General features: G+C 75.8%; 25 protein-coding genes. 7 read left to right on the top strand and 18 right to left on the bottom strand.

Annotated features, from left to right (window positions below):
* The first annotated feature begins 6 nt into the window (after window positions 1–6).
* Genes ACZ6O5_RS02415 through ACZ6O5_RS02440 form a run of 6 tightly spaced genes read left to right on the top strand, consistent with a single transcriptional unit; the run spans window position 7 to window position 5,038 of the window.
* Window positions 7–990, top strand: coding sequence for a carbohydrate ABC transporter permease (locus ACZ6O5_RS02415; protein ID WP_465974118.1), 984 nt, complete (start codon window positions 7–9; stop codon window positions 988–990).
* Window positions 987–1,859: a carbohydrate ABC transporter permease gene (locus tag ACZ6O5_RS02420; RefSeq protein WP_465974119.1), complete on the top strand. Its 873-nt coding sequence runs from the start codon at window positions 987–989 to the stop codon at window positions 1,857–1,859. Before ACZ6O5_RS02415 ends, ACZ6O5_RS02420 begins: the two co-directional genes overlap by 4 nt.
* Window positions 1,856–2,482, top strand: coding sequence for a hypothetical protein (locus ACZ6O5_RS02425; RefSeq protein WP_465974120.1), 627 nt, complete (start codon window positions 1,856–1,858; stop codon window positions 2,480–2,482). Before ACZ6O5_RS02420 ends, ACZ6O5_RS02425 begins: the two co-directional genes overlap by 4 nt.
* Window positions 2,479–3,447 (top strand): DUF6807 domain-containing protein, encoded by a 969-nt coding sequence (locus ACZ6O5_RS02430; protein WP_465974121.1) that lies wholly within the window; start codon window positions 2,479–2,481, stop codon window positions 3,445–3,447. Before ACZ6O5_RS02425 ends, ACZ6O5_RS02430 begins: the two co-directional genes overlap by 4 nt.
* Complete coding sequence (locus ACZ6O5_RS02435) at window positions 3,444–4,427, top strand: sugar kinase (RefSeq protein ID WP_465974122.1); 984 nt, start codon at window positions 3,444–3,446, stop codon at window positions 4,425–4,427. Before ACZ6O5_RS02430 ends, ACZ6O5_RS02435 begins: the two co-directional genes overlap by 4 nt.
* Complete coding sequence (locus ACZ6O5_RS02440) at window positions 4,424–5,038, top strand: bifunctional 4-hydroxy-2-oxoglutarate aldolase/2-dehydro-3-deoxy-phosphogluconate aldolase (protein ID WP_465974123.1); 615 nt, start codon at window positions 4,424–4,426, stop codon at window positions 5,036–5,038. Before ACZ6O5_RS02435 ends, ACZ6O5_RS02440 begins: the two co-directional genes overlap by 4 nt.
* Here the strand turns inward: ACZ6O5_RS02440 and ACZ6O5_RS02445 are convergent.
* The 17 genes from ACZ6O5_RS02445 to ACZ6O5_RS02525 all read right to left on the bottom strand — a co-directional run bounded on the left by ACZ6O5_RS02445 (window position 5,031) and on the right by ACZ6O5_RS02525 (window position 20,393).
* On the bottom strand, window positions 5,031–5,795 hold the full coding sequence (locus tag ACZ6O5_RS02445) for a hypothetical protein (RefSeq protein WP_396774902.1): 765 nt from the start codon (window positions 5,793–5,795) through the stop codon (window positions 5,031–5,033). The two genes, ACZ6O5_RS02440 and ACZ6O5_RS02445, sit on opposite strands and share 8 nt — an antisense overlap.
* 27 nt (window positions 5,796–5,822) lie before the next feature.
* Window positions 5,823–6,299 carry a hypothetical protein gene (locus ACZ6O5_RS02450; RefSeq protein ID WP_465974124.1) on the bottom strand — a complete coding sequence of 159 codons (477 nt, stop codon included), beginning with the start codon at window positions 6,297–6,299 and terminating at the stop codon, window positions 5,823–5,825.
* Window positions 6,296–7,213: a hypothetical protein gene (locus tag ACZ6O5_RS02455; RefSeq protein ID WP_465974125.1), complete on the bottom strand. Its 918-nt coding sequence runs from the start codon at window positions 7,211–7,213 to the stop codon at window positions 6,296–6,298. The genes ACZ6O5_RS02450 and ACZ6O5_RS02455 overlap by 4 nt, the downstream gene beginning before the upstream one ends.
* On the bottom strand, window positions 7,210–7,836 hold the full coding sequence (locus ACZ6O5_RS02460) for a phage tail protein (protein WP_465974126.1): 627 nt from the start codon (window positions 7,834–7,836) through the stop codon (window positions 7,210–7,212). Before ACZ6O5_RS02460 ends, ACZ6O5_RS02455 begins: the two co-directional genes overlap by 4 nt.
* Window positions 7,817–10,477, bottom strand: coding sequence for a putative baseplate assembly protein (locus tag ACZ6O5_RS02465; protein WP_465974127.1), 2,661 nt, complete (start codon window positions 10,475–10,477; stop codon window positions 7,817–7,819). The genes ACZ6O5_RS02460 and ACZ6O5_RS02465 overlap by 20 nt, the downstream gene beginning before the upstream one ends.
* The gene (locus ACZ6O5_RS02470) at window positions 10,474–10,956 is read right to left on the bottom strand and encodes a GPW/gp25 family protein (RefSeq protein ID WP_465974128.1); all 483 of its coding nucleotides are present in this window, start codon (window positions 10,954–10,956) and stop codon (window positions 10,474–10,476) included. Before ACZ6O5_RS02470 ends, ACZ6O5_RS02465 begins: the two co-directional genes overlap by 4 nt.
* Window positions 10,953–11,291 (bottom strand): hypothetical protein, encoded by a 339-nt coding sequence (locus tag ACZ6O5_RS02475; RefSeq protein WP_281941801.1) that lies wholly within the window; start codon window positions 11,289–11,291, stop codon window positions 10,953–10,955. Before ACZ6O5_RS02475 ends, ACZ6O5_RS02470 begins: the two co-directional genes overlap by 4 nt.
* Complete coding sequence (locus tag ACZ6O5_RS02480; RefSeq protein WP_465974129.1) at window positions 11,291–12,859, bottom strand: phage baseplate assembly protein V; 1,569 nt, start codon at window positions 12,857–12,859, stop codon at window positions 11,291–11,293. The genes ACZ6O5_RS02475 and ACZ6O5_RS02480 overlap by 1 nt, the downstream gene beginning before the upstream one ends.
* An 88-nt stretch (window positions 12,860–12,947) precedes the next feature.
* Complete coding sequence (locus ACZ6O5_RS02485) at window positions 12,948–13,709, bottom strand: CIS tube protein (protein ID WP_465974130.1); 762 nt, start codon at window positions 13,707–13,709, stop codon at window positions 12,948–12,950.
* Complete coding sequence (locus tag ACZ6O5_RS02490) at window positions 13,709–14,137, bottom strand: hypothetical protein (RefSeq protein WP_465974131.1); 429 nt, start codon at window positions 14,135–14,137, stop codon at window positions 13,709–13,711. The genes ACZ6O5_RS02485 and ACZ6O5_RS02490 overlap by 1 nt, the downstream gene beginning before the upstream one ends.
* 1,417 nt (window positions 14,138–15,554) lie before the next feature.
* Window positions 15,555–16,037 (bottom strand): phage tail protein, encoded by a 483-nt coding sequence (locus tag ACZ6O5_RS02495; RefSeq protein WP_465974132.1) that lies wholly within the window; start codon window positions 16,035–16,037, stop codon window positions 15,555–15,557.
* Window position 16,038: 1 nt separating this feature from the next.
* Window positions 16,039–17,265: a phage tail sheath family protein gene (locus ACZ6O5_RS02500; RefSeq protein WP_465974133.1), complete on the bottom strand. Its 1,227-nt coding sequence runs from the start codon at window positions 17,263–17,265 to the stop codon at window positions 16,039–16,041.
* A 17-nt stretch (window positions 17,266–17,282) separates the two neighbouring features.
* The gene (locus ACZ6O5_RS02505; RefSeq protein WP_465974134.1) at window positions 17,283–17,966 is read right to left on the bottom strand and encodes a carboxypeptidase-like regulatory domain-containing protein; all 684 of its coding nucleotides are present in this window, start codon (window positions 17,964–17,966) and stop codon (window positions 17,283–17,285) included.
* Window positions 17,963–18,571, bottom strand: a complete 609-nt coding sequence (locus tag ACZ6O5_RS02510; protein ID WP_465974135.1) for a glycine zipper family protein — start codon at window positions 18,569–18,571, stop codon at window positions 17,963–17,965. The genes ACZ6O5_RS02505 and ACZ6O5_RS02510 overlap by 4 nt, the downstream gene beginning before the upstream one ends.
* Before the next feature lie 13 nt (window positions 18,572–18,584).
* The gene (locus tag ACZ6O5_RS02515) at window positions 18,585–18,929 is read right to left on the bottom strand and encodes a hypothetical protein (RefSeq protein ID WP_107159812.1); all 345 of its coding nucleotides are present in this window, start codon (window positions 18,927–18,929) and stop codon (window positions 18,585–18,587) included.
* A gap of 250 nt (window positions 18,930–19,179) precedes the next feature.
* Complete coding sequence (locus ACZ6O5_RS02520) at window positions 19,180–20,004, bottom strand: LppM family (lipo)protein (protein ID WP_465974136.1); 825 nt, start codon at window positions 20,002–20,004, stop codon at window positions 19,180–19,182.
* Between the two features lie 131 nt (window positions 20,005–20,135).
* Window positions 20,136–20,393, bottom strand: a complete 258-nt coding sequence (locus ACZ6O5_RS02525; RefSeq protein ID WP_465974324.1) for a hypothetical protein — start codon at window positions 20,391–20,393, stop codon at window positions 20,136–20,138.
* Window positions 20,394–20,635: 242 nt separating this feature from the next.
* On the opposite strand from ACZ6O5_RS02525, the gene ACZ6O5_RS02530 reads away from it, so the two are divergent.
* Complete coding sequence (locus ACZ6O5_RS02530; protein ID WP_465974137.1) at window positions 20,636–21,784, top strand: FUSC family protein; 1,149 nt, start codon at window positions 20,636–20,638, stop codon at window positions 21,782–21,784.
* Window positions 21,785–21,842: 58 nt separating this feature from the next.
* Here the strand turns inward: ACZ6O5_RS02530 and ACZ6O5_RS02535 are convergent, their stop codons facing one another.
* Entirely contained in the window at window positions 21,843–22,832 is a 990-nt protein-coding gene (locus ACZ6O5_RS02535) for a LacI family DNA-binding transcriptional regulator (protein ID WP_465974138.1), read from the bottom strand.
* Window positions 22,833–22,863 lie beyond the last annotated feature (31 nt).

Below are 22,863 nucleotides of genomic sequence, written 5' to 3' on the forward strand. Positions count from 1 at the left end.
GGACCCGTGGCCCTCACCACGGCGCCCGGCCGGAGCCCGCGAACCGGACCGGTCGGCCCCCGCCCCACGCGGCGCGGGGCCGGCCGGGCCCGGCTCGGCGAGGGCCTGGCAGGGTACGTCTTCCTCTCGCCCTGGCTCATCGGACTGATGGGCATCACGGCGATCCCCATGCTGCTCTCGCTCTGGCTGAGCTTCACCGACTACGACATCCTCACCCCGCTGTCCGAGGTGCGCTGGGTCGGGCTGGCCAACTACGAGCGGATGTTCACCGCCGACCCGTCGTACTGGCACGCGGTGCGGGTGACGCTGACGTTCGCGCTGGTCGCCGTGCCGTTGAAGCTCGCCGCCGCGCTCGGTGTGGCGCTGCTGCTCAATCGCACCTGGCGTGGCGTCGGGCTGTTCCGCGGCCTGTTCTACCTGCCGTCGCTGCTCGGCGGCAGCGTCGCGCTGGCCATCGTCTGGGTCAACATGTTCAACCGCGACGGCGCGTTCAACTCGTTCCTCGCGCTCTTCGGCATCGAGGGGCTGCCCTGGGTCGCCGACCCGGACTGGGCGCTCCAGACGCTGATGGTGCTGGCGATCTGGCAGTTCGGCGCGCCCATGGTGATCTTCCTGGCCGGGCTCAAGCAGGTCCCGGTCGAGCTGTACGAGGCGGCGGCCGTGGACGGCGCCGGCACCTGGCGACGGTTCCGCGCGGTCACCCTGCCCATGCTCTCCCCGGTGATCTTCTTCAACCTGGTGCTGGAGACCATCCACGGCTTCCAGGGCTTCACCGCCGCGTTCGTGCTCAGCAACGGCACCGGCGGCCCGGTCGACTCCACCCTGATGTACACGCTCAAGCTCTACATCTCCGGCTTCACCGACCTGGAGATGGGCTACGCCTCGGCGATGGCCTGGGTGTTCCTGCTGGCCATCGCGCTCATCACGGCCGTGTTCTTCAGCACCGGCCGGTTCTGGGTGCACTACTCGGACGGAGGGGACGACTCATGACCGCGGTGACCGCCGTCGCCGGCCGCCGCCGCCCGCGCAACCGGCAGGCGCTGCGCCTGGTGGTGCTCGTGGCGATCGTGGCGGTGGTGCTCTACCCGCTGATCTGGATGCTCGGCACCTCGGTCAAGTCGCCGGCCGAGATCGTCAACAACATCGGCCTGCTGCCGGCGGAGTTCACCCCCGGCAACTACACCGAGGGCTGGACGAACTTCGACGTCAGCTTCGGTCGGTTCTTCCTCAACAGCGCCATGGTCAGCCTGCTCACCGTGGTCGGCAACGCGCTGTCCTGCCTGCTGGCCGCGTACGCCCTGGGGCGGTTGCGGTTCCGGTTCCGCAAGGCGTGGTTCACCGTCATGATCGGCACCCTGCTGCTGCCCGGGCACGTGCTGATCGTGCCGCAGTACATCCTGTTCCGCAGCCTCGGCCTGGTCGGCGGCGACTGGCCGTACCTACCACTGCTCATCCCGCACTTCCTGGCCACCGAGGCGTTCTTCGTCTTCCTCATGGTGCAGTTCATGCGCGGCATCCCCCGCGAGCTGGACGAGGCCGCCAAGATCGACGGCGCGTCGCCGTACGGCGTCTTCCGGCACGTGATCCTGCCGCTGAGCCGCCCCGCGCTGGTCACCACCGCGATCTTCTCGTTCATCTGGACCTGGAACGACTTCTTCCGCCAACTGGTCTTCCTGTCCACGCTGGAGGACTACACCGTCCCGGTGGCGCTGACCCTGTTCATCGACTCGACCAGCCAGAGCGCGGTCGGCCCGATGTTCGCCATGTCGGTGCTGTCGCTGCTGCCGGTGTTCCTGTTCTTCCTCGCCTTCCAGCGGATGCTGGTCGAGGGCATCAACACCAGCGGGTTGAAGGGATGAACGCCGAGGCCCCCCGCCGGGACTGGCGGGACACCGTGGCCGAGGCGGCCGACCTGGCGCTGCTCGGCCTCGTCGTGGCGGCGGCGTCGCTGCCGGTGCTCACGTTCGCCCCGGCCGTCGCCACCGCCTGCGCCGCGCTGCACGACCGGTCCGGCACCGGGAGTTGGCCGCCGGCCCGGACCAGCCTGACCCGGTTCGGCCGCGCGGTGCCCGCCGGCACGGCGGTCAGCGCCGTCGTGCTCGCGGTCGCCGCGCTGCTCGCCGTCGACCTGCTGGCGCTGGCCACCGGCCGGGTGCCCGGCGGCGGGCCCGCCCTGGCGGTCACCGCCGTCGTGGTCGCGGCCCTGCTCGGGTACGCCGGCCTGGTCGCCGTCGCGGTCGGGCGCACCGGGGGCCGGGGCTGGCGTCGCGCCGCCCGCGAGGTGGCCCGCGTCTGCGCCCGACACCCCGGCGGCTGGGCCGCCGCGGCCGGGATCGGCGGGCTCGCCGCGCTGCTCGCCGCGCTCGTCACCCCGGTCGCGGTGCCGATCCTCGGCGGGTACGCCCTCGCCGCGCTGCACGCGGTCGACGCCCGACGCCGGGCGCGCGCCCACTCCGCCGCGCTCGGGCCGGAGGCGTCGTGACCGCTGATCCCGGGGCGGAGCGGCTGGTCGTGGCCGGGGTCGAGGTGGCCCGCTACCTGGTCCGCCCCGACCTCGACCCGCGCCACGGCCCCCGGCCCTACCTGCATCCGGTGCGCACCCGCGCCGGCACCCCGGTCACCGACGCGCTCCCGGCCGACCACCTCTGGCACCTCGGCGCGTCCCTCACCGTGCCGGACGTGGCCGGCGCCAACTTCTGGGGCGGCCGGACGTACGTGCGCGGCACCGGCTACACCTGGCGGGACGACCACGGCGTCATCGCCCACACCGGCTGGCGGGAGCGAGCCGCCGACCGGCTCGACCACGACCTCGACTGGCGGGACGCCGAGGGCCGGACGCTGCTGCGCGAGCACCGCCGGCTCACCGCCGCGCCGGCCGGCGACGACGCCTGGTGGCTCGACCTGTCCGCCACGTTCACGTCCGCCACCGGCGCCGACGTCCCCCTGGGCAGCCCGGCCACCAACGGCCGCCCCGGCGGCGCCGGCTACGGCGGTTTCTTCTGGCGGGCCGTCGCCGGCCCGGAACCCCGGGTGTGCACCGTGGACGCGGTCGGCGAGGAGGCGGTCAACGGCTCGGCCGCGCCCTGGCTGGCGCTGTCCGGCACCGCGCCCGGCGGCGCCGCGTACACGCTGGTGTTCAGCGGGCTCGGGCCGGGTGACAGGTGGTTCGTCCGCACCGCCATGTACCCGGGCGTCTGCGTCGCGTACGCGTTCGACCGCCCGGCGGTGGTCGCCGCCGACCGGCCGCGCCGCAACCGGCACCGGGTGCTCGTCGTCGACGGCCACCTGGACCGGGCCGAGGTCGCGGAACGGATGGCGGCTCCCGTGAGCGCGAGGAGTGAGCCGGGGTTGCGAGCCCCGCAGTCGCGCACAAAGGTGGGCACCGTGAGCGCGAGGAGTGAGCCGGGGTTGCGAGCCCCGCAGTCGCGCACACAGGACACACCATGACCGGCCCGGAGGTCGCCTGCGTGGGGGAGACCATGGTGGTGCTCGCGCCCGACGACGGCGGGCCGCTGGAGCACGCCGACCGGTTGGCTGTCGGTGTCGGCGGCGCGGAGTCCAACGTGGCCATGGGCCTGGCCCGGCTCGGCCACCGCGCCGCCTGGGTCAGCCGGGTCGGCGACGACCCGTTCGGCCGCCGGGTGGTCGCCGAGATCGCCGCCGCCGGGGTGGACGTCCGCACGGTCACGGTCGACCCGGCCGCGCCGACCGGCGTCTACCTCAAGGACCCCGGCCCGGCCGGCACCCGCGTGCACTACCACCGCGCCGGGTCCGCGGCGAGCCGCCTCGGCGCGCCGGACCTGGCCGACCCCCGGCTGACCGGGGTGCGGCTGCTGCACCTGTCCGGGATCACCGCCGTGCTCTCCGACTCCTGCCGGGAGTTGCTCGCGCACGCGCTGGCCGGGCGGGCGCTGCCCGGGGCCCGTACCACGTTCGACGTGAACCACCGGCCGGCGCTCTGGCCCGCCGACCGGGCCGCACCGGTGCTGCGCGACCTGGCCGACCGCGCCGACGTGGTGCTCGTCGGGCTGGACGAGGCGGCGACGCTGTGGGGCAGCGCCGACCCGGCCGCCGTCCGCGACCTGCTGCCCGGGCCGGAGCTGGTGGTGGTCAAGGACGGGCCGGTCGGCGCGACCGCGCTGCCGCGTACCGGGCCGGCGGTCTTCGTGCCGACGCCCCCGGTGGACGTGGTGGAGCCGGTCGGCGCCGGGGACGCGTTCGCCGCCGGCTTCCTCGCCGGGCTGCTGCGCGACCTCGACCTGCGCGCCTGCCTGCGGATGGGTCATCTCACCGCCGCGCCGGTGCTGGCCACGCCGGGCGACACCGCGCCACCGCCCGATCCGGCCGGGATCGCCCGGGCGCTGGCGCTGACGGACCGGGAATGGGCGGCGCCGGCGAGGCGGCGCGACGAAGGGAGCGGCACATGACCGAGCACGACTTCGCACCGCTGTTCGGCGACGGGCGGGTCATGGTGATCCTGCGCGACCTGCCGCCGGAGGAGACGGTCCGGCTCGCGGAGCTGGCCTGGGATCTCGGCATCGACGTGGTGGAGGTCCCGATCCGTACTCCCGCGGCGGTGCCCGCGCTGAGCGCCGCGGTCACCGCCGGACGTCGTCGGGACCGGCTCGTCGGCGCCGGCACGGTCCGCACCCCGGCGCAGGTCCGCCAGGCGATGAGCGCCGGCGCGGCGTTCACCGTCGCCCCCGGCCTGGACCTGGCCGTCGCGGACACGGCGCGCGGCTACGGCATCCCGCACCTGCCCGGCGTGGCCACCCCGACCGAGGCGCAGCGGGCGCTCGACCACGGCCTGGTCTGGCTCAAGGCGTTCCCGGCGGTCAGTCTCGGCCCGGCCTGGTTCCGGGCGGTCGCCGGGCCGTTGCCGGAGGCACGGTTCGTGGCCACCGGCGGCATCGACGCCGGCAACGCGGGCGACTTCCTGGCCGCCGGCGTACGCGTGGTGGCGGTCGGCTCGGCGCTCACCGACCCGGCGCAGCTCCCGCGTCTGGCCGCGCTCGCCACCGGCGACCCGGTCAGCTGACGGTGCGGCCGGACGTCGTCGCGGTGGTCCGCACCGCCTTGACGATCGCCGGGATCGAGCCGACCAGCAGCACCAGCGCCCAGATGATCGCCACCACCGCGAAGACCACCGCGCCCAGGTCGTCGACGACGCTGACCAGGATCACCGGCACCAGGCCGTGCAGGAACTGCAACACCAGGGTGCACAGCAGCGTGGTCGACGCCAGCAGCACCAGCCCCTTGTTGCGCAGGAAACGCGGCTGCGCGGCCAGCAGCAGCCCGGCCCAGACCAGCTTGAGCAGCAGCGCCAGCCCGAGCAGCACGGCCGCGTCGCCGACCGGGAAGAACCCCCACACCGCGAGGTACGCCAGCGTGCCGAACGGGACCGCCAGGAACAGCGAGACCATCACCGTCAGCTCGACGAACGCGACGACCAGCAGCACCAGCGACACCAGCAGCAGCACCACCGAGAAGACCAGCGTGGCCGCGCCCTGCACCCGGCCCTGGACCCGGTCGGGCAGCACCAGGCTCAGCGCGAACAGCCCGGTGGTCCAGAGCGCCACCACGTCGATCAGCGCCAGGTAGCCGGTGCCCCGACCGGACGGCTCGGCCACCGCGCCGACGTCGCCCAGCTCGACGCCGAGCCCGCCGGCGCTGTCCCGCAGCGCGGCGCCCGCGTCCCCGCCGCCGGTCAGCGCCGCCGCGCCCAGCTCCACGCCCACCACCAGCGCCACCGCCAGCAGCGCCAGCAGCAGGAACGGCTTCCGCAGCTCACCCATGTCGCGCCTCCCGGCGGTCGGGCCCGGTCAGGACCGGGCGAGCGTGACCGTGCACCCGCCACCTCCCGCGCACCGCAGGAGCACCTCGGTCTCCCGATCCACCGCCACCTTCGCCACCGTCGCCCCGTCCGGCCCCGGCGTGACCTCGTCGGTGACCGTGACGTCCGCGTCGCCGGGCGCGCGGGCGGTCACCTCGAACGGCGTCGCGCCGCGCAACACCAGCGTGCGCAGCGCGCCCGGGTCGGCGACGCGCAGCCGGCAGGTCGCGCCGAACGCGACCACCACCCCGTCGGCGGTGGCGGTCGGGGCGGTGGCCGGCGGCACGCACGCCACGCCCACCGTCGCCGGGTCCACCGTGCCGGCGCCGCGTCCCAGCCGGGCCAGTGGGCCCGGCCCGGCGGCCGGGTCACCGGGGCCGTCGCGCCGCCCGGCCACCGCCACCACGTAGAGCACCACCAGCAGCCCGGCCAGCGCGACCACCAGCAGCTTCTGCCGACCACTCATGGTTGGCCGACCGGGGTGAACCGGATCTGGTCGACGCCGGCGAAGTAGCGGTCGGTGCCCTGGGTCCGGCTCACCACCACCAGCGTCAGCTGGTGCGTGCCCCGGGTCAGCTCCAGCGTGCCCACCGCCACGTCGTCGGTGCGCACCACGGTCGGCGTGAAGCCGAGGAACGTGTCGCCCACCTGCCGGCCGTCGACCAGCCAGATGGTGTTCGCGTAGTCGAACGAGGTGGTGCGCACGGTGGAGAACCGCCAGGCGCCGTCCGCCGGCAGGTCCACCGGCACGGTCACCCGGTCGCCGACCGCCCGGCCCAGGAAGAACAGTTGCGCGTCGCCGGACCACGTCACGTCGCAGCAGTTGTCCTGCGCCACCACCTCGGCCTTCGCGGCCGTGGTGGACCGGACCTCGGCGGCGGCCACCAGCGTCTCCGCCTCCACGGTCACCGCCGCCGGCCGCGGCGGCGACGTCTGTTCCGGGCGGGTCACCAGCCAGACCGCCACGCCGGTCACCACCAGCAGCAGCACCGCCGCGGCGGCCAGCCACGGCCACGGCGTACGCTTCGGCGGCGCGACCGCCCGCACGTCGTACGTCACCCGGCCGCTGGAGCGGGAACTCTCCTCCGGGGCGGTGTTCGCCGAGTACGCGAACCCGGTCATGTCGTACCGCCGGGGCGGGGTGCCGGCCGGCACGGCGAGCCGGACCAGCACCGACACCGAGCCCTGGCCGGGCACCACCCGCTGCGGCTCGGTGACCGTGAACCAGGCCCGCTGGCTGCCCTCGCCGGGCGCCACGTCGAACACCACGGTGTCCGGCGCCGGGCCCGGGTTGGACACCGTGAAGGTCAGCTCGCCGGCGTTGCGGGCGTCCAGGGTGAACTGTTCGGCGGCGGCGACGACGGTCCATTCGGTGGTCATGACGGCTCCTCCGGCGGCTCGTGGGGTGGGGGCACGGACGCCCGGCCGACCGCGCGTACCGGCCCGGGCGGGGCCGGGTCGTCGGCCGGACCGGCGGGTGGGTCGTGGGGCGGGTCGGCCGGGGCGGCGACCACCTCGACGGTGACCGCCGCCGGTTTCTCCGCCTCGACGATCCGGCCGACCAGCGCCAGCCGGTCCACGGCGGCCGGCGGCACGCGCACCACCAGGTGGAACGGCCGGTCGGCCGGTTCGTCCAGCACGAACCCGGTCACCCCGGTGGCCAGCTCCAGCGCGGTGCGCATCCCGTACGGGGTGCCGCGCCAGCGGGCCAGCAGCGCGCCGTGCGCGACCAGGTCCCGCAGCCGGCCCAGCGGCAGCGGCGGCGGCGCGTCGGCGCGCGGCGCGGCGACCACGTGGTCCATCGCCACCCAGCGGGTCAGGTACGCCACGAACCCGTCCGGCGTCCGGTACGGCCCGAACAGCGCGTCGACGTCGGCGAGCACCGCCTCGTCCGGGGCGTGCAGCGCCTCCATCACGTCCAGCAGCGCGCCCAGCACGCTGCCCGGGCCGGCGGCCCGCTGGTACGCGGCCGGCAGCAGCCGCTCAATCGCGGTTCGGCGCATCCTGCCGCACCACCTCGATGTCGTGCTCGCCGGAGCAGAGCAGCCAGGTGCCGGGGACGGTGACCACGTCGGCGGTGGCCTGGTTGGCGCTGGCCGTCCAGTCCTCGCCGTCGCCGCTGCGGTAGACGCCGCGCTCGCCGCCGGCCAGCACCAGCCGACCGGCACCGGACGGGTCGGTCGGCGCGGTGGCGGCGATGGCGTCGACAGGCGAGAACCGGGTCCGGTCCCGCAGCGGCAGCCCGCAGTTGACCATCACCGGCCGCCACTGCGGCTGTCCGGCGAGGGTGTCCAGCCGGACCACGCCGCCGCTCTGCGTGGCCGCCAGCGCCAGCGGCCCGCTGAACGCCAGGTCCCGGCAGGTGCCGCCGATCCAGCCGGCGGCCATCGACTGCCACCGCACGTCGGACTCGAACAGCCGGGTGCGGTGCGCGCCCTGGCCGGGTTTCTTCGGGTCCGGCTCGCCCGCGCCGCACCACAGCAGCGTGGCCGGGCCGTCGTACTGCACCGCGAGGACCCGGTTGTCCACGTTGGCCAGGCCGACGTGGCTGAACGTGCCGGGGCGGCCGGCCGCGACGGACAGGTAGACGCCGAAGCCGGCCTGCGCGGCGACCGCCACGCCGGGCGCGCCGCGCTCGGAGACGAACGACCGCACCGCGTAGAACCCGCGGTCGGCGTCGGCCGGGTCGACCAGGATCTGCAACGGCACCGCGCCGGGCAGCAGCGGCACCTCGTACAGGCCCGCGTCGGTGGCCAGCAGCAGCGCGCCGGTGCCGTCCCGGTCGATCCAGGCCAGGTCCCGCACGCCGGAGTCGAGGTCGGTGAGCAGCGTCCACGTCTCGCCCAGGTCGGTGCTCAGCCGGACCCGGGAGCCGCCGGCGTCGCGGGCGGTCACCACCGCCACCGAACCGGCCCGGGGCACCACGCCGGCGCGGGTCGGGGCGGGCGCGGGCACCACCCGGACCACCGTCTCGTCGTCGAACCGGCCGGCCGGCTCCCAGCCCGCGCCCGCGTCGGTCGAGCGGAACAGCACCGGCCCGCGCCCGGCGTACCAGGTGTCCGGCTGGTACTGGTCCACCGCGACGGTCCGCACCTGCGCGTCCGGCGCCTCGTCGACCACGAACCGCGCCGACTCGACGTACCGCACACCCGGCTCGGCGTGCTCCAACATCCGGTAGACGTTCGACGCGCGCAGCGGCTCGCCGAACGCCCAGCCGGTCGGATTGAGCGTCGTGGGCAGCGGGCTGAGCGTCTGGTGCAGCCGGTCGTGGATGCGCCGGCGGACCGCGTCCACGTCCTCCTCGCGGCGCACCACCACCCGGGCCCGGACCGAGACCGCCTTGTAGCGGGCCCAGCCGGCCCGCACCGCCGTGCCCAGCGCGCGACGGCGTTCCAGGTCGGCCTCGACCCGGCGGCGCGCCTCCTCGACCTCGTGCTCGCGCAGCACCGCCACCGGCAGCCGGCCGCCGGGACGGGCCGCCTCCGGCACGTACGGCACCAGCACCACCTCCACCTCGCCCGGCCGGGCGAAGCTGTAGACGGCGGCCCGGGTGAACGCCCGCGCCCGCGCCACCGCGCCGGAGCCGGTGGCGAGGACCTCGAAGTCGCGGGCGGTGACCGCGCGCTGCTGGGCGAAGAACTCGTACGGCCCGCGGGCCAGCACCGACTCCAGCGACTCCAGTTCCCGGCCACCGGTGGCCGGCAGCGGGTTCGCCACCCGCAGCCCCGGCAGCGGGTCGCGCAGGCTGGTCAGCACGCCGGCGGCCACGTTCCCGGCCGGCCCGCCGCCGCACCGGTACCAGAGTCGCACCTGCCGCCCGGCCGGTGGCACCGCCGCCACCGTGGTCACCCCGGCCGTCCCCTCGTCGGCCGGGGCGCTCCCGGTGTCGCTCCGGGCGTCCGGCCCGCTCCCGTCGCCGGTGGCCGGGCGCAGGTCCAGCGCGGGCGCGAACGTGACCACCCCGGAGGCGCGGTCGACCAGGTAGACCCTGGCCTGCGGGCCGACGCCGGCGAAGCTGTCTACCGGCCGCCAGATCTCGTACGTGCGTCCCTCGTGCTCGCGGGCCGCGGCGCCCAGCTCCACCGAGCCGGCCGGCACCTCCACGCCGAGCAGCAGGTCCAGCGCCTCGGTGGTGCGGGTCAGCGGCGCGCGGGCGGCCCGGAACGTCTGACCCGGCTGGCCGGTGCCGGTGCCCAGCAGCTCCGCGTCGACCGGCTCGCAGTGGTGCACGCGTACCGTCGTCTCGGTCTCACCGGCGGGCAGCAGGGCCGGTTCGGTGGTCACGAAGACCACCGGCCGGGGGTCGGCGCCGCGGGCCGCGGCGATCCGGGTGCCGGCCGGCACCCGCACCGGACCGCGGTCGGGGCCGGTGCGGGTCAGGCGCACGTCCGCCCAGGCCGCCGCCGGCGGGTGCCGGGTCGCGCCGAGCAGGTTCAGGAACGCCACGTACGCCTTCTCCGGCAACTGGTTCAGCCGGTAGATCATCACCTCGGTCAGGTAGGCGAACGCCTCCAGCAACGCCATCCCCGGGTCGTGCGCGGACAGGTCCGTCCAGTCCGGGCAGGAGCGGCGGATCCGTTCCCGGGCCTCGGTGACCAGGTCGAGGAAGGCGCGGTCGTCCAGGTGCGGCACCGGCAGCGTCATGGCGTGGCCTCCTCACCGGGCCGGTCGGCGGAGCCGCCGCCGGGTCGGTCGCCCGGGTCGTCGGGCTCGTCGTCGGGCGGCAGCAGGTCGACGGAGAAGACGAGCTGGCCGGGGGAGAGGCTGGCCCGTACCCGGTAGTCCAGCCGGATCACCAGGCGCCACGGGTCGTCCGGGTCCGGGCCGGCGTCCACGTCGAGCACCTCCACCCGCGGCTCCCAGCGCCGGATCGCCTGCCGCACATAGTGGATGGCCAGCCCGGCGGTGGTGTCGTCGTTCGGCGCGAAGACCAACCGGTGCAGCCGCGACCCGTACCCGGGACGCATCAACCGCTCGCCCGGCGTGGTGGACAGCAGCAGGCACAGCGCCTGGCGTACCGTCTCGTCGCCCTCGGTCATGGCGAGCCCGCCGGCCGCGGTCAACGCCAGGCCGCCGGCGCGGCCGGCGTCGAACCCGGCGCCGACGAACCGGAACGCCCTCATCGGTCCGCCCCCAGGAACATCTGCCGCGGGTCGCGGACCTGGTGGTGCACGGTGCCCGGCGGCGTGCCGTCGGTGAGGCCGTCCAGGTGCGACAGCACCACCGGCTGCCGGTCCACCCGCACCCAGGCGCTGTAGCCGACCGTCACGGTCATCGTGTGCAGGCAGGGTTTGACCGTCGGGCCGTAGTTCGGGCAGGCGGTGACGTCCCGTCCCACCGGGTCGGGCCGCACCAGCGCCGGCACGCCCCGCACGGTGACCCAGTGCTGCGACGGGCGGTTCGTCACCCGCCCGTCGTGGCCGCAGGTGATCAACGAGTCGCGGTGGATCCAGCGCATCAGCCACCTCCGGCGGAACGGGCGAGCGTACGGGCCTGGGCGGCGGCGGTCTGCGCGTCCTCGACCGCCGGGGCGTGCAGGAAGTCGACGGTCTTCGCGCGCACCACCATGGCCCGGCCCGGCGCGGAGAGCACCAGGTCACCGGCCGCGTGCACGGTGGTCAGCTCGGGACGCAGCTCGACGAAGCTGCCCGCGTCGGTGGCCAGCCGCAGCGTGCGCCCGTCGTCGTCGATCACGATGGACTGGCCGGTGCCGGTCCGCATCGACCAGCGGCGGGACCGGCCGGAGACGATCCCCGCGTCGTACGGCTCGACGGCGCCGAACAGCGAGCCGAGCACCACGCCCGAGGCCGGCTCGCCGCCGGGCAACGCCACCAGCACGGTGTCCTCCGGGTCGGGCAGCGCGACGATCCCCTTGCCCCGACCCGCGCCCGGACAGAGCACGGCGAGCCAGCCGGCGTCCAGGTCCCCGTACGCCGGCAGCGTCACCCGGGCCCGGCCCAGCCCGTCCGGGTCGTCGACGGCGGTGACCGTGCCGAGCGTGACGGTCGCCGCCGGCGCCGCGACCGGCGGCGGCTCGGGCGGGACGGTGGAGAACCGGGTCAGGTGGCCGTCCGCGTCCACCGTGTGCACCACCTCGGTCAGCACGTACACGCCGGCCACCTCATCCGGGACGCCGGCCAACGCGATCCGCCGGCCCGGCCGCAACGCCGGGTCACCCTCGGCCGTGCCCTCGACCGTGACCAGCGCGGCGACCCGCGCGTCCAGCCCGGCCTGGGCCAGCGCGGCCAGCTCGTCGTCGCTGCGCCCCGGCTGGTCCACCGCGGTACGCACCCCGTCCGCGCCGACGTCGCCCGGCTCCGGGAGCAGCGGGATCCGCCGCCCGCTGCGCGCCTCACCGGCCCGCTGCCCGAGCGGCTCGGCGCGCTGCGGGTGCCAGCCCAGCGCCGCGCACTCCGCCCCGGCCCGGTCCAGGTTCTCGACGATCCGCAGCGCGTGCACGGTCCCGCCGAGCGTCAACGGCACCGGCTCGCCGTGCCCGTCGAGGGTGAGCAGCCGCAGTCGGTCCCCGTCCACGCCCAGGTGCAGCCCGGCCCGGCCGGCCACCTCGCACAGCAGCTCCAGGTCGGTGTGCCGGTGCTGGAGCAGCCGGTCCAGGCGCGGCCCGTCGACTTCGGCGACCACCGCCAGCCCCAGCCCGGCGCACAGCTCCCCGGCCAGCTCGGCGGCCGTCACCGACTCGAACACCCGCAGCTCCTGCCGCTTGCGCAGCCGATGCAGCGGGTCGTACGCCCGGATCCGCAGCAGCGCGACGCCGTCGCCCGCGTACTCCACCTCGACGGCGGTCACCTCGCCGGTGAACAACGCGTCCGGGTGGCCGTCGAGGCGGACGTCGAGCGCCGCGCCGGGGCGTACCGGTGGGTCGAGGGCACCCGGGCCGGGTGCGGTGGCCAGCGCCAGCTCGCACTGCGTCGGCCGGTCCAGCCGGGCGGCGACCCGGACCCCGCGCAGCCGCGTCGGGTCGGCCAGCGGCCGGCCGTCCACGCGTACCGCCGCCGCCCGGTTCACCGCACGCCTCCGGTCGTCGCGTGGTGCGCCCCCGGCAGGCCGGGGCCGGGATCGTCGCGGCTGCCACGCGCCACCGGCGCAGGCGCGGTCACGGCGTACCTCCCGTCGTGGTGGTGGCGTCGAGCGGAGGCGTGGCGAGGACGGACGCCGGCACCGCCAGCGCGGTGCCGGCCGGAACCGTGAGCGGGTCGGTGATCCGGTTGTGTTCGGCGAGCAGCCGCCAGCGCAGCGGGGAACCCAACGCGTCGTGGGCGAGCAGGTCGAAGCGCACACCCGACCAGCCCGGCTCGGCCGCGCCGTCCGCGGCGGCCACCACCGCCGAGCCGGGCGTCACGGTCGGGGTGCTCGCCGCGGCCAGCTCCGCCTCGAACCCGGCCTGGGCCGCCTCGGCGCTCTCCGCCACCCGGACCAGCCGTAGCCGCAGCCAGGAACGCCGGGGCGTGCCGGTGAGCGTGAACGCGTCGAAGCGTTCCGCGATCGCCGCGATCACGCCCGGCACGTTCCAGGTCTTGCCCCAGACCAGCCGGACCAGCGGCGGACGCGGCCAGCCGTGCTCGACGGCCGAGTTCTCGGCGAGCATCCACAGCGGACGGGTCAACGCGCGGACGTCGTCGGGGCGGGCCGGGGACTCCACGAAGTCGATGTCGAAGAGCAGGTCCAGCACCAGTTCGGTGCGCCCGCCGCCGGTGAAGACCAACGGGTCGTCGGCGAGGCCGGCACCGGTGAGCGACCCGTCCGGTCCGCCGCGCGGGCGTATCCCGGCCAGCCGGGTGACCTGGACGGTCTCCGGATTGAGCAGGCAGTCGACCCGGGTGCCCGACTCGTCCACGAGGAAGGCGACGCGTTCCATCAGCCACCCGCCTGTTCCCGGTCCAGCAGGGCGTCCCGGAACCGGGCGCCCCGCGCGGCCGACGCCCGGGGCGACGGCTCGTCCGGCAGCGCCGGCCACGGGTCCCGCCCGGCCGCTCCGGCATCCGTCCCGCTCGCGCCGGTCGGCCGTCCCACCGCGGACGGTCGCCCGGCGTCGCCGGCCCGGCCCGCGCCGGTCTCGTCCGGCAGGGCCGGCCACGGGGCGACCGGACGGCGCAGGCCCGCGTCGTGCGCCGTCGGCGGCGTCGACGGGTGCGGGCGCCGCCACGACAGCGGCACCGGAAGCTCGCCGCGCACCCGCTCGCCCCGGTCATGCTCGCCCCGGTCGTGGCCGGTCCGGTCGTGTGCGGTCCGGTCGTGCCCGTCGACCGATCCGCGCGGCGCGGGGCCGAGCGAGAGCGGAAGCACGGCCCCGCGAATCGGCCGACCGTCCGCACCGGCGCGCGTCGGCCTGCCGGTGGCGTCGGCCCGGCGTCGTTCCCGGCCGTCACGACGGGAGCCGTCCGCCGCGCGTCGACCCGGCGCCCCCGACCAGGCACCACCGGGTACGGCCACCTGGTCCGCGTCCTGTTCGGGCCATTCCGCACGCCGCGCATGCCGCCCCGATCGACCACCTCCCGTCGACCCCGTCGCGCGGGCTGACCCCGCCGCGACGCTCGACCCTGGCGTGCCGTCGTGACCGGGGGTGCCGTCGTGACCGGGCCTGCCGTGACCAGGTGTGCCGCTGTGACCAGGTGTGCCGCCGTGACCCGTCGTGCGGCCTTGACCGGGCGTGCTCTCGTGACCGGGTGCGCTGTTCCGTCCCGATGCGCCGACCGGACCCACCGCGTCGTCCGGCCAGCCGGCATCGCCCGGCCAACGGGCGCCGCCCGGCCAATCGGCGTCGCCCGACCGTCCTGCGTCGCCCGCCCACCAGGTGTCGGCCGACCACCAGGTGTCGGCCGACCACCGCGTATCGGCCGGCCATCGCGTGCCGGCCGGTCCTGGGGCATCGTCCCGCCTTGGCGCGCGGTGGCCTATCGGGGCGCCGCCGCCGAATGTCGCGGAGGCTCCGGAAGCCGCCGCGTCGGGAGTCACCGATCTGGCTCCTCGGGATCCGGTAGCGCGGGGTCCGGCATCCGCCGTGGGTCCGGAGGGCAACGCCCCGGGCGTGGCCCACGTCGAGTCGGCACCGGCCGGCGGCGTACTCCGGCCTGTCGGCTCCGTGCCGTCCGTTCGCCGTCCGGTCGGCACGCTCGCCGCCCCGGTGCCCGCTTCCCCCGGATCGGGGAACAACTCCCCGTCGATCCACGCCGTCCCGCCCTCCGGATCGGAGCCGATCACCGCCGCACCCGCCCCGCCCGGACCCCACCACCCACCACCACCCGTAGCCCCGCCACTGGACGGGACACTCGTCCCAGTGCTCGGGAATTGTCGGAGATCTTGGTAGGAACCGGCCCCCGGGAGGGCGCTTCCGTACCAAGATCTCGGCGAACCGGGTCGCCGGCCAGCGCCGGTCGGACCCGCCCGCCACCCGCGCCACAGCCGTCCCGCCCAGCCCCACCCCATGCCGGCCCTCGCGGATCGTCCGGTGATCAAGGAGTTCGTGTCGGCCGCGCGGCCGGAGCCGACGCCAACTCCTTGATCACCAACGGAGGGCGGGGGGTGGGGGAGGCCCAGGAGGAGGCCGGGGGCGTGGGCGGCCACCAGGCGGAGCCAGTGTTCGGGGGGTTCGCCGGGGCGGCGTGACGGCAGGGTTGCCGGCGGCACGGCGGGAGGCCGGTGGGCGTCGGGTGACGGGTACGTCAGACGGTCGGCGGTGGCCCGCAACGCGCGGGCCAGCCGGTCACGCGGTCGCCGAGGCGGGCGCACTGCCGGACTCCAGCTCCAGCCCCTCGTACGCCAGGGTCAGCGCCTCGATGGCGATCTCCTGGGAGAGGGTGTTCAGGTGGGCGCCCCGCCACCGGGTCGGCCAGGCGTTGATCATGTTCCAGCGCAGCACCTCGGCGGTGCCGGCCGGGTCGAGCAGCACCACCGAGACGTTGCGCCGGTTGACCGTGCCCTTCGCCGCCGCGTTCACCCAGTCCCACAGCTCCCGGGCGTTGGTCAGGCCGAAGTGGAGCGTCACCGGCGCGTACTCGACCTGCCCGGGCACGGCGCGGATGCGCTCGTTGCCGGCCTCCCGGTACGCCAGCGACGGGATCGCCACCTCGAAGCCGCTGACCTCGGTGAAGTGCCCGTTGGTGATGCCGTTGATGAGCAGCTTGAAGTGGTACGCCCGGTACGGGTCGACGGGCGCGCCCGGCTGCGGGGTGGCCGTGGTCGGCATGTCAGCCTCCGATCGTCTCGGTCTCGGTGCCGCCGGCCCACTGGCTCAGCTTGAACACCACGAACTCCGCGGGCTTGACCACCGCGATGCCGATGTGCGCCACCACCATCCCGGCGTCGCGCACGTCGGCCGGGTTGGTCTCCTCGTCGCACTTGACGAAGAACGCCTCCTCCGGCGTACGGCCGAGCAGCGCGCCGTCGCGCCACACCCGGGTCAGGAACGCGCCGACGTCGCGCCGGATGGAGCGCCACAGCGTGAAGTCGTTCGGCTCGAACACCATCCACCGGGTGCCGTTGGCGATGGCCTGCTCGATGGAGATGGCGAGGCGCCGTACGTTCAGGTAGCGCCACTCGCTGGCCTCGGCGGCGAGCGTCCGGGCGCCCCAGAGCCGGATGCCCTCCCCGGCGAAGAACCGGATCACGTTGACACCCTTGGGATTGAGTACGTCGTGTTCCGGCCGGGTGACCCGGTACGCCAGGTCGACCGCGCCGCGTACCGGCTCGTTGGCCGGCGCCTTGTGCACGCCGCGCAACGCGTCGGTGCGGGCCCAGATGCCGGCCACGTGCCCGCTCGGCGGGGTGGGCACCAGGTCGCCGCCGAGCGGGTCGCGGACCCGGATCCAGGGGAAGTAGAACGCGGCGAAGTCGGACTGCCGGGGCCGGTCGCCGCCGGTGCCGGGCGCGTCGTCGTCGCCGTCCTTCGGCGTACCCTCGGCGGGTTTGCCGGTGGTGGGCTTGCCGGGTGTGGCGACCCGGGTGAGCCGGGAGACGTCGGTGACCTCGGGCGGCGGGTCGCAGATCGCCACCATGGTGCGCAGCCGCTCGGCGGTGCTGATCAGCGCCTCGTGCGACACCGGGTCGTGGTAGCCGGGCGCGGCCAGGATGGCGATCTCGTCGATCGCCTCCAGCAGTTGCAGGCCGCCGCGTCGCCCACCGGTGCCGGTGAGTTGGCCGCCCTCGCCGACGTTTACCACCCAGCACCGGGTGCCGCCGTTGTCCAGGAAGCCGAAGACGGCCCGGGCCAGCGGGGTGCTCTCCAGGTGCTCGCCGTCGGCGAAGAGGCGAAGGAACTCGGTCCAGCTGTTGACCGCCATCGGCCGGTCGACGTGGGCGGTGCGGTCCGGCGCGACCCCGACGAAGGCGGCCGTGCTGGTGCCGACCGGGCCGATGGGGCGGGCCCCGGAGGGCACCTCCTCGACGTAGATGCCGGGGGAGAAGTAGGTGGGCATCGGTCCTCCTCGGGGAGTCAGTCGGGGGCGGGCACGACGATCAGGCCGTCGGCGGCCGGGTCGAACTCGGCGGTGTGCACGCGCCCCCGACCGACCAGCCGGATCCGTACCGGACGGTCCGGGGCGTCGGGGTCGTGCGGCACGCCGACCAGCCGGAACCGGCCGGCGGCGTCGGTCTCGGTGGCCTGCGCGGTGCCGACAAGCTCCACCCGCATCGCGGCGAGCGGCTGGTCCTGCGGCCCGATTACCCGGCCGTCGAGCGTGCGCATGCCGAGCTGCCGCAGCCGCAGCGGCTGGCGCACCGGCGGCGCGGTCGGCGCCGGCCGGTCGATCCGGGCCGGCACGTCGAGCAGCAGCGCCGGCCGGGGCGGCACGCCGAACGCCCGCCACAGCGCCGGGTCGCCGGCGGCCAGCACCAGCTCCGCCCGGCCGCCCCCGTCGGTGGCGGCGGCGAGCACCCGGTCCAGCGCCGGCACCGCCGCCGGCCCACCGCCGCTGACCAGGAGCCGGACCACGAAGCGGTACGGCTCGCGCGCCGCGCCGCCGGCCGCGGTCTGCCGGGCCGGCCGCAGCTCCAGCGGCCAGACCGTGAGCCCGCCGGCCGGGTCGTCGCGGGGCGGGCCGACCGGGACGGGCTCACCCACCGTCCCGGTCAGCCAGGCCGCGACGTCCGCGACGGCCGCCTCGATGGCGCCGGTCATCGCGGCGGCGTCCCCTGGATCCGGTACGCGATGGCCTCGTTCCAGACGTGCGGGTAGACGCCGATCTCGAAGTAGCGGGTGAACCTGTTGATCGGCGCGTTGGTGTGGTCGTGCCAGAGCAGCCACACCGGGGCGACGGTGAACAGCACGTAGTTGAGCGCGACCAGCGGCAGGTAGAGCGGGCCGAGCAGCCGGGCCTGGAGGACGTGCACGTCCTCGTGCCGTTGGATGCCGGGGCTGGACCCGGCGCAGACCGTGCCGATGGTGGTGGCGTACCGGGGCGAGACGCCCTCGACCACGTTGACCCGGCCGCTGCCGGCCGAGACGACCCGGTCGAGCTGGTGGCCGACAACGAGGTGCAGGGCCAGGTAGAGCGCGCCGGCGAACGTGTTGAGCAGACTCCACGTGTGGTCGACCACGAAGCGGAGGATGCCCTTCGCGTCGGCGTCGTAGGTGCCGGCCGAGGCGGTCGCCCAGCCGAACGGCGCGCCGACGAGCAGCCCGACGACGGCGCCGACCAGCAGGCCGACGGTGCCGGCGGCGGCCTGCCCGAGCACCGCGCCGAAGACGATCTGCGCGGCGGCGCTGAGAATGCCGAAGACCATGGCGGGCACCTCCTCAGACCCAGGAGCGGACGAAGCGGGGCTCGTGCCCCTGGGCGAGCTGGGTCGGCGACGCCTGCGTCGCCTGCCGGTTGCCCGGGGGCAACTGGTTGATGCCGAGCGCGGCGGAGAAGATGACCAGGCCGTTGAAGAACGCGATGATCCACTTCTCCGGACCGGCGTCGTCGGCGAACGCGGCGGTCAGGTACGACAGCAGGAGCGCGACGCCCAGCGCGATCCACTTGCGCGCCTTGTCGCCGCTCGGCCCGATCAGGCCGCCGATGACGTTGGTGGCGAGCAGGGTGGCGGCGCTGGCGCCGGTCAGGCTGCCCAGGGCGGCCCAGGTGAAGAGATCGTTCACGGCGATCCCCCTTTTCGACGGTGCGGTGGTGCGGTCGGGGTTCGGTGGTGCGGCGGCCCGAGGATGGCGTCCACGGGTGGCGCCCGCTGCGCGGTGGGGGACCGGCGGGTCGCCGCCGGTACGGCGGAAAGCTGTGGGCAGGGCCGGGGCGTCGGCCCGGGTCGGGCAGAGGCCGGGTGGCCGGGGTCGGGGCGTCGGTGACCGGGTGACCTGGGGTCGGACGGTCGATGGCCGGTGCGGTCGGTGGGACTCAGATCGGCCGGTCGGCCGGGGGCGTCGGCGCGGTCCGGTCGGTCGGCGTGGGGGTCGCGGTCGGCGTGGGGGTCGTCGGGGACGCGGCCGGCGCCCCGGCCGGGCCGCCCCGGGAGCGGCGCCGCAGCAGGACGACCACCACCACCGCGGCGACCACCAGCAGCCCGACCGCCCCGCCGACAACCGGCAGCCAGGGGAAGGAGCCGCCCCCGGTCACGGCGGCGACCGCGCTGGCGGATGGCGTCGGTGGCGCCTCGGCGACGGCCCGCAACTCGGCCGGCTTCGGCTGGTTGGCGACGACCTGCCAGCTCACCGAGCGCCCGTTGACCGTCCCGTTGCTGTCGAGCACCCGGCCGGGGAACGTCACGGAGATCTCGAACGCCATCAGGGTCATGAACGCCTGCTGATTCCGGGGATCTTGTTCGGCCACCTTTCCGCCGTATTTCTTCGGGTCCAGCGGAAGGGAGAAGCGATAGAGATCGCCATCCCGGACAAGATTCACACTCTCGCTGGTGAATTGTGACAGCGGTGTTTTTCGGTAGGCGATCTGAATGCCGTAGGAGGTGGCGTCCTCGTACCGGCTCTCGGTGCCGACGGGGAGTGTGGGAATGTTCTGCCGGAGTTCGGCGAAGGCCGCCGCGACGTCCGGGTTGCGCTGCTTGAGCACGGACTTCTGGGCGGTCAGCAGGAGCTGGCCGGAGACCGTGTCGTCGGTGTTCAGGGTCAGCCCGAGGTTGAGCTGCATGCAGCCGCTCAGCGTCGCCACAAGGGCGAGACACACCGCGAGGCGGAATGCCCGGCTGCGGCGGAGTCTCGTATTCATGGTCCCAGTGTGCGCGGTCGCGCCGTGGCCGGCAGTCAGCGATCAGCCGCCGCTTTGTCGCCGATCTTACCGGCCGCCTCTCCCATTCGGACGACCCCGGGCACGTACGCGATCGATATCCTGAAAGGTTGTCACTCGGCCTTTCCCGGCGCCGGCTCCGCCGACGTGATCCGGAAGACCGGAATGCCGGCGGCCACCCGCGCGAAGTCGGCGAGCGGGGCGTGCCGGTCCACCGGCACGTGCGGGCGCGCCCCGGGCGCGAGCGCGGTGCGCCGGCCGGGCACCTCCAGCGTCACCCGGTTCCGGGGGCCGAGCCCGGCGCCGTGCTGCCGGGCCGCGAGCCGGTTCCACACCCGGGCGACCCGGTTCGGCCGGCCGCCCCGGTACATCCGCCGCACGTGCCGTCGCCACAGTCCCGTACGCGTGAGCTGCCCCCTTCCACTCCGTCCATCTCCATAAAGGACCGCCACGGACGGCGACGACCAGTGCCGATCGGCACCCGACGCGTCGATCTTGCGGTTCCTGCCCCGGCGGAGCGGGTGAACGACCCGAGGCGCGGGCCGGAACGCAAGATCGCGGGCGGGGCGCGGGCCGGTCCCGCAGGATAGGGCCGGGTGGAACGGGAGGCGGGATGAGCGGGGTACGCGAGGGCCGGCGGCGGGTCGGCCCGGCGGTACGGGCGGCGGCCGGGCGGCTGCGGCGGGGCTGGCTGCCGGTGGTCGAGGCGACGCTCGCCGCCACCGTCGCCTGGATGCTCGCCACCCGGCTGGTCGGGCACCCGCAGCCGTTCTTCGCGCCCGCCGCGGCGCTGATCGTGCTCGGGCAGGCGCGGGGCCAGCGGATCCGCCGGGCGGTGGAGGTGGTGCTCGGCGTGGCCGCCGGCGTGCTCGTGGCCGACCTGGTGGTCCAGGCGCTGGGCCCGCGCACCACCTGGACCGTGTTCACCGTCATCCTGCTCACCGTCGCGCTGGCGGTGGCGGTCGGCGCCAGCTCGGTCACCGTGGTGCAGGCCGCGGTCTCCGCGCTCTACCTGGTGGTGGTCTCGCCCCCGACCGAGTCGCTGATCCCGTTCCGGTTCGTCGACGCGCTGATCGGCGGCGCGGTGGCGGTGGTCGCCAGTCAGCTCGTCGACGCCCGCCGGCCGCTCGCCCCGCTGGTGGCCGAGTTCCGGCACACGTTCGCGGAGCTGGCCGGCGTGCTCGACGAGATCGCCGACGCGCTCGACCACGCCGACGACGAGGCCGCCCTGGCCGCACTGGACCGGGCCCGGCACGCCGACGCCGGGGTGGAACGACTGCGGGACGCGGTCCAGGCCGCCGGCGAGGCGCTCCGGCTCAACGTCCGGCGTCGCCGGCACCTCGGCCGGCTACGCTCCGTGACCGGTTCGATCCGGCAGATCGACTACGCGGTGCGCAACGTGCGCGTGCTGGCCCGGGCCGCCGTCACGGTCACCCGCGGCGACGCGCCCGTCCCGACCGACCTGGGGACCGCCGTACGCACGCTGGCCGCCGCCGTCCGCGCGGCCGGTGACGCGCTCGCCGCCGACCTCAACGGAGCGGAGGAGACCGCCGACGAGCACGCCGCCCGGGCGGACGCGGCGGCGCTGGCGGCGGTACGGTCGGTCGGCCGGCTCTTCGCCGTCGGTCCGACGCTGCCGCTCGCGCTGGTCATCGGGCCGGTCCGGGCCACCGCCATCGACCTGCTGCGCGGCGTGGGCGTGGACGACGACGCGACGGTGCTCAGCCGGGTCGACGCGGCGGTCACCGGGCCGGAGCGCTGAGGGTGCCGCCGGCGGCGGGCGGCCCGGAGCGGCGAGACCGGCCGCTGACCGTCGCCGCTCAGGCGCTCTCCCGGGTGACGAGCGTGGACGCGAAGGCGGTGCTCGGCGCGACCGGCGCCCGGGTCAGCACGGCGGTGGCCGCGGCGGTGGCGATCCGGTCGACCGGGTGGGTCGCGGTGGTCAGCGCCGGACTGCTCATCGCCGCGTACGGCAGGTCGTCGAAACCGCCGACCGCCACGTCGTGCGGCACCCCCAACCCGTGCCCACGCAACGCGGCGATCACCCCGAACGCGGTGGCGTCGCTGGCCGCGAAGACCGCGTCCAGGTCCGGCCACCGGCGCAGCGCCGACAGCGCCGCCGCGCCGCCCCCCGCCGCGGTGAAGTCGCCGGTCACCAGCCGCTCCGGCGACCCCGCCTCCCGCATCAGCTCCCGGTACGCGGTCACCGACCGCTCCGCGCAGGTCAACCAGCGTGGGCCGGTGACCATGGCGATGCGGCGCCGGCCGGTGGCGTACAGGTGGCGCAGCACCGCGCCGGCGCCGGCCGCGTTGTCCACGTCGAACGACGGCACGGTCGCCGAGCCCTGACCGATCGAGACGACCCGGCCGCGCAGCCGGGTCGGCACCGCGTCCAGCGCCGCCCGCGTGGTGTTGACCAGGATCACCCCGCAGACGCCCCGGTCCGCGCCCAGCCGGCCCAGGCCGGACGGGTCGTCGAGCGGCAGCCACTCCAGCGCCACCCCGATCCCGTGCGGCGCGCACACCCGCGACGCGGCGGTCACCACCCGGTGCACGTACGGGTCGTCGAAGACCGCGTCGGTCCGGCCCACCACGGCCACCACCAGCCGGACGCCGGCGCCGCGCACCAGCGCCCGGGCGGTGACGTCCGGCACGTAGCCGAGCTGGTCGGCGGCGGCGCCCACCCGGGCTCGGGCCTGCGTCGAGGCGAACCCGTAGCCACCGAGCACCCGCGAGGCGGTGGCCCGGGACACCCCGGCGGCCCGGGCCACGTCGTCGAGCGTGGCGGGTCGTGCGGTCGGCGTACCCATGTGCGCATCATGCCCGGTCCGGGCCGGGCAT

The organism is Micromonospora sp. NPDC049201 (genome assembly GCF_055586805.1).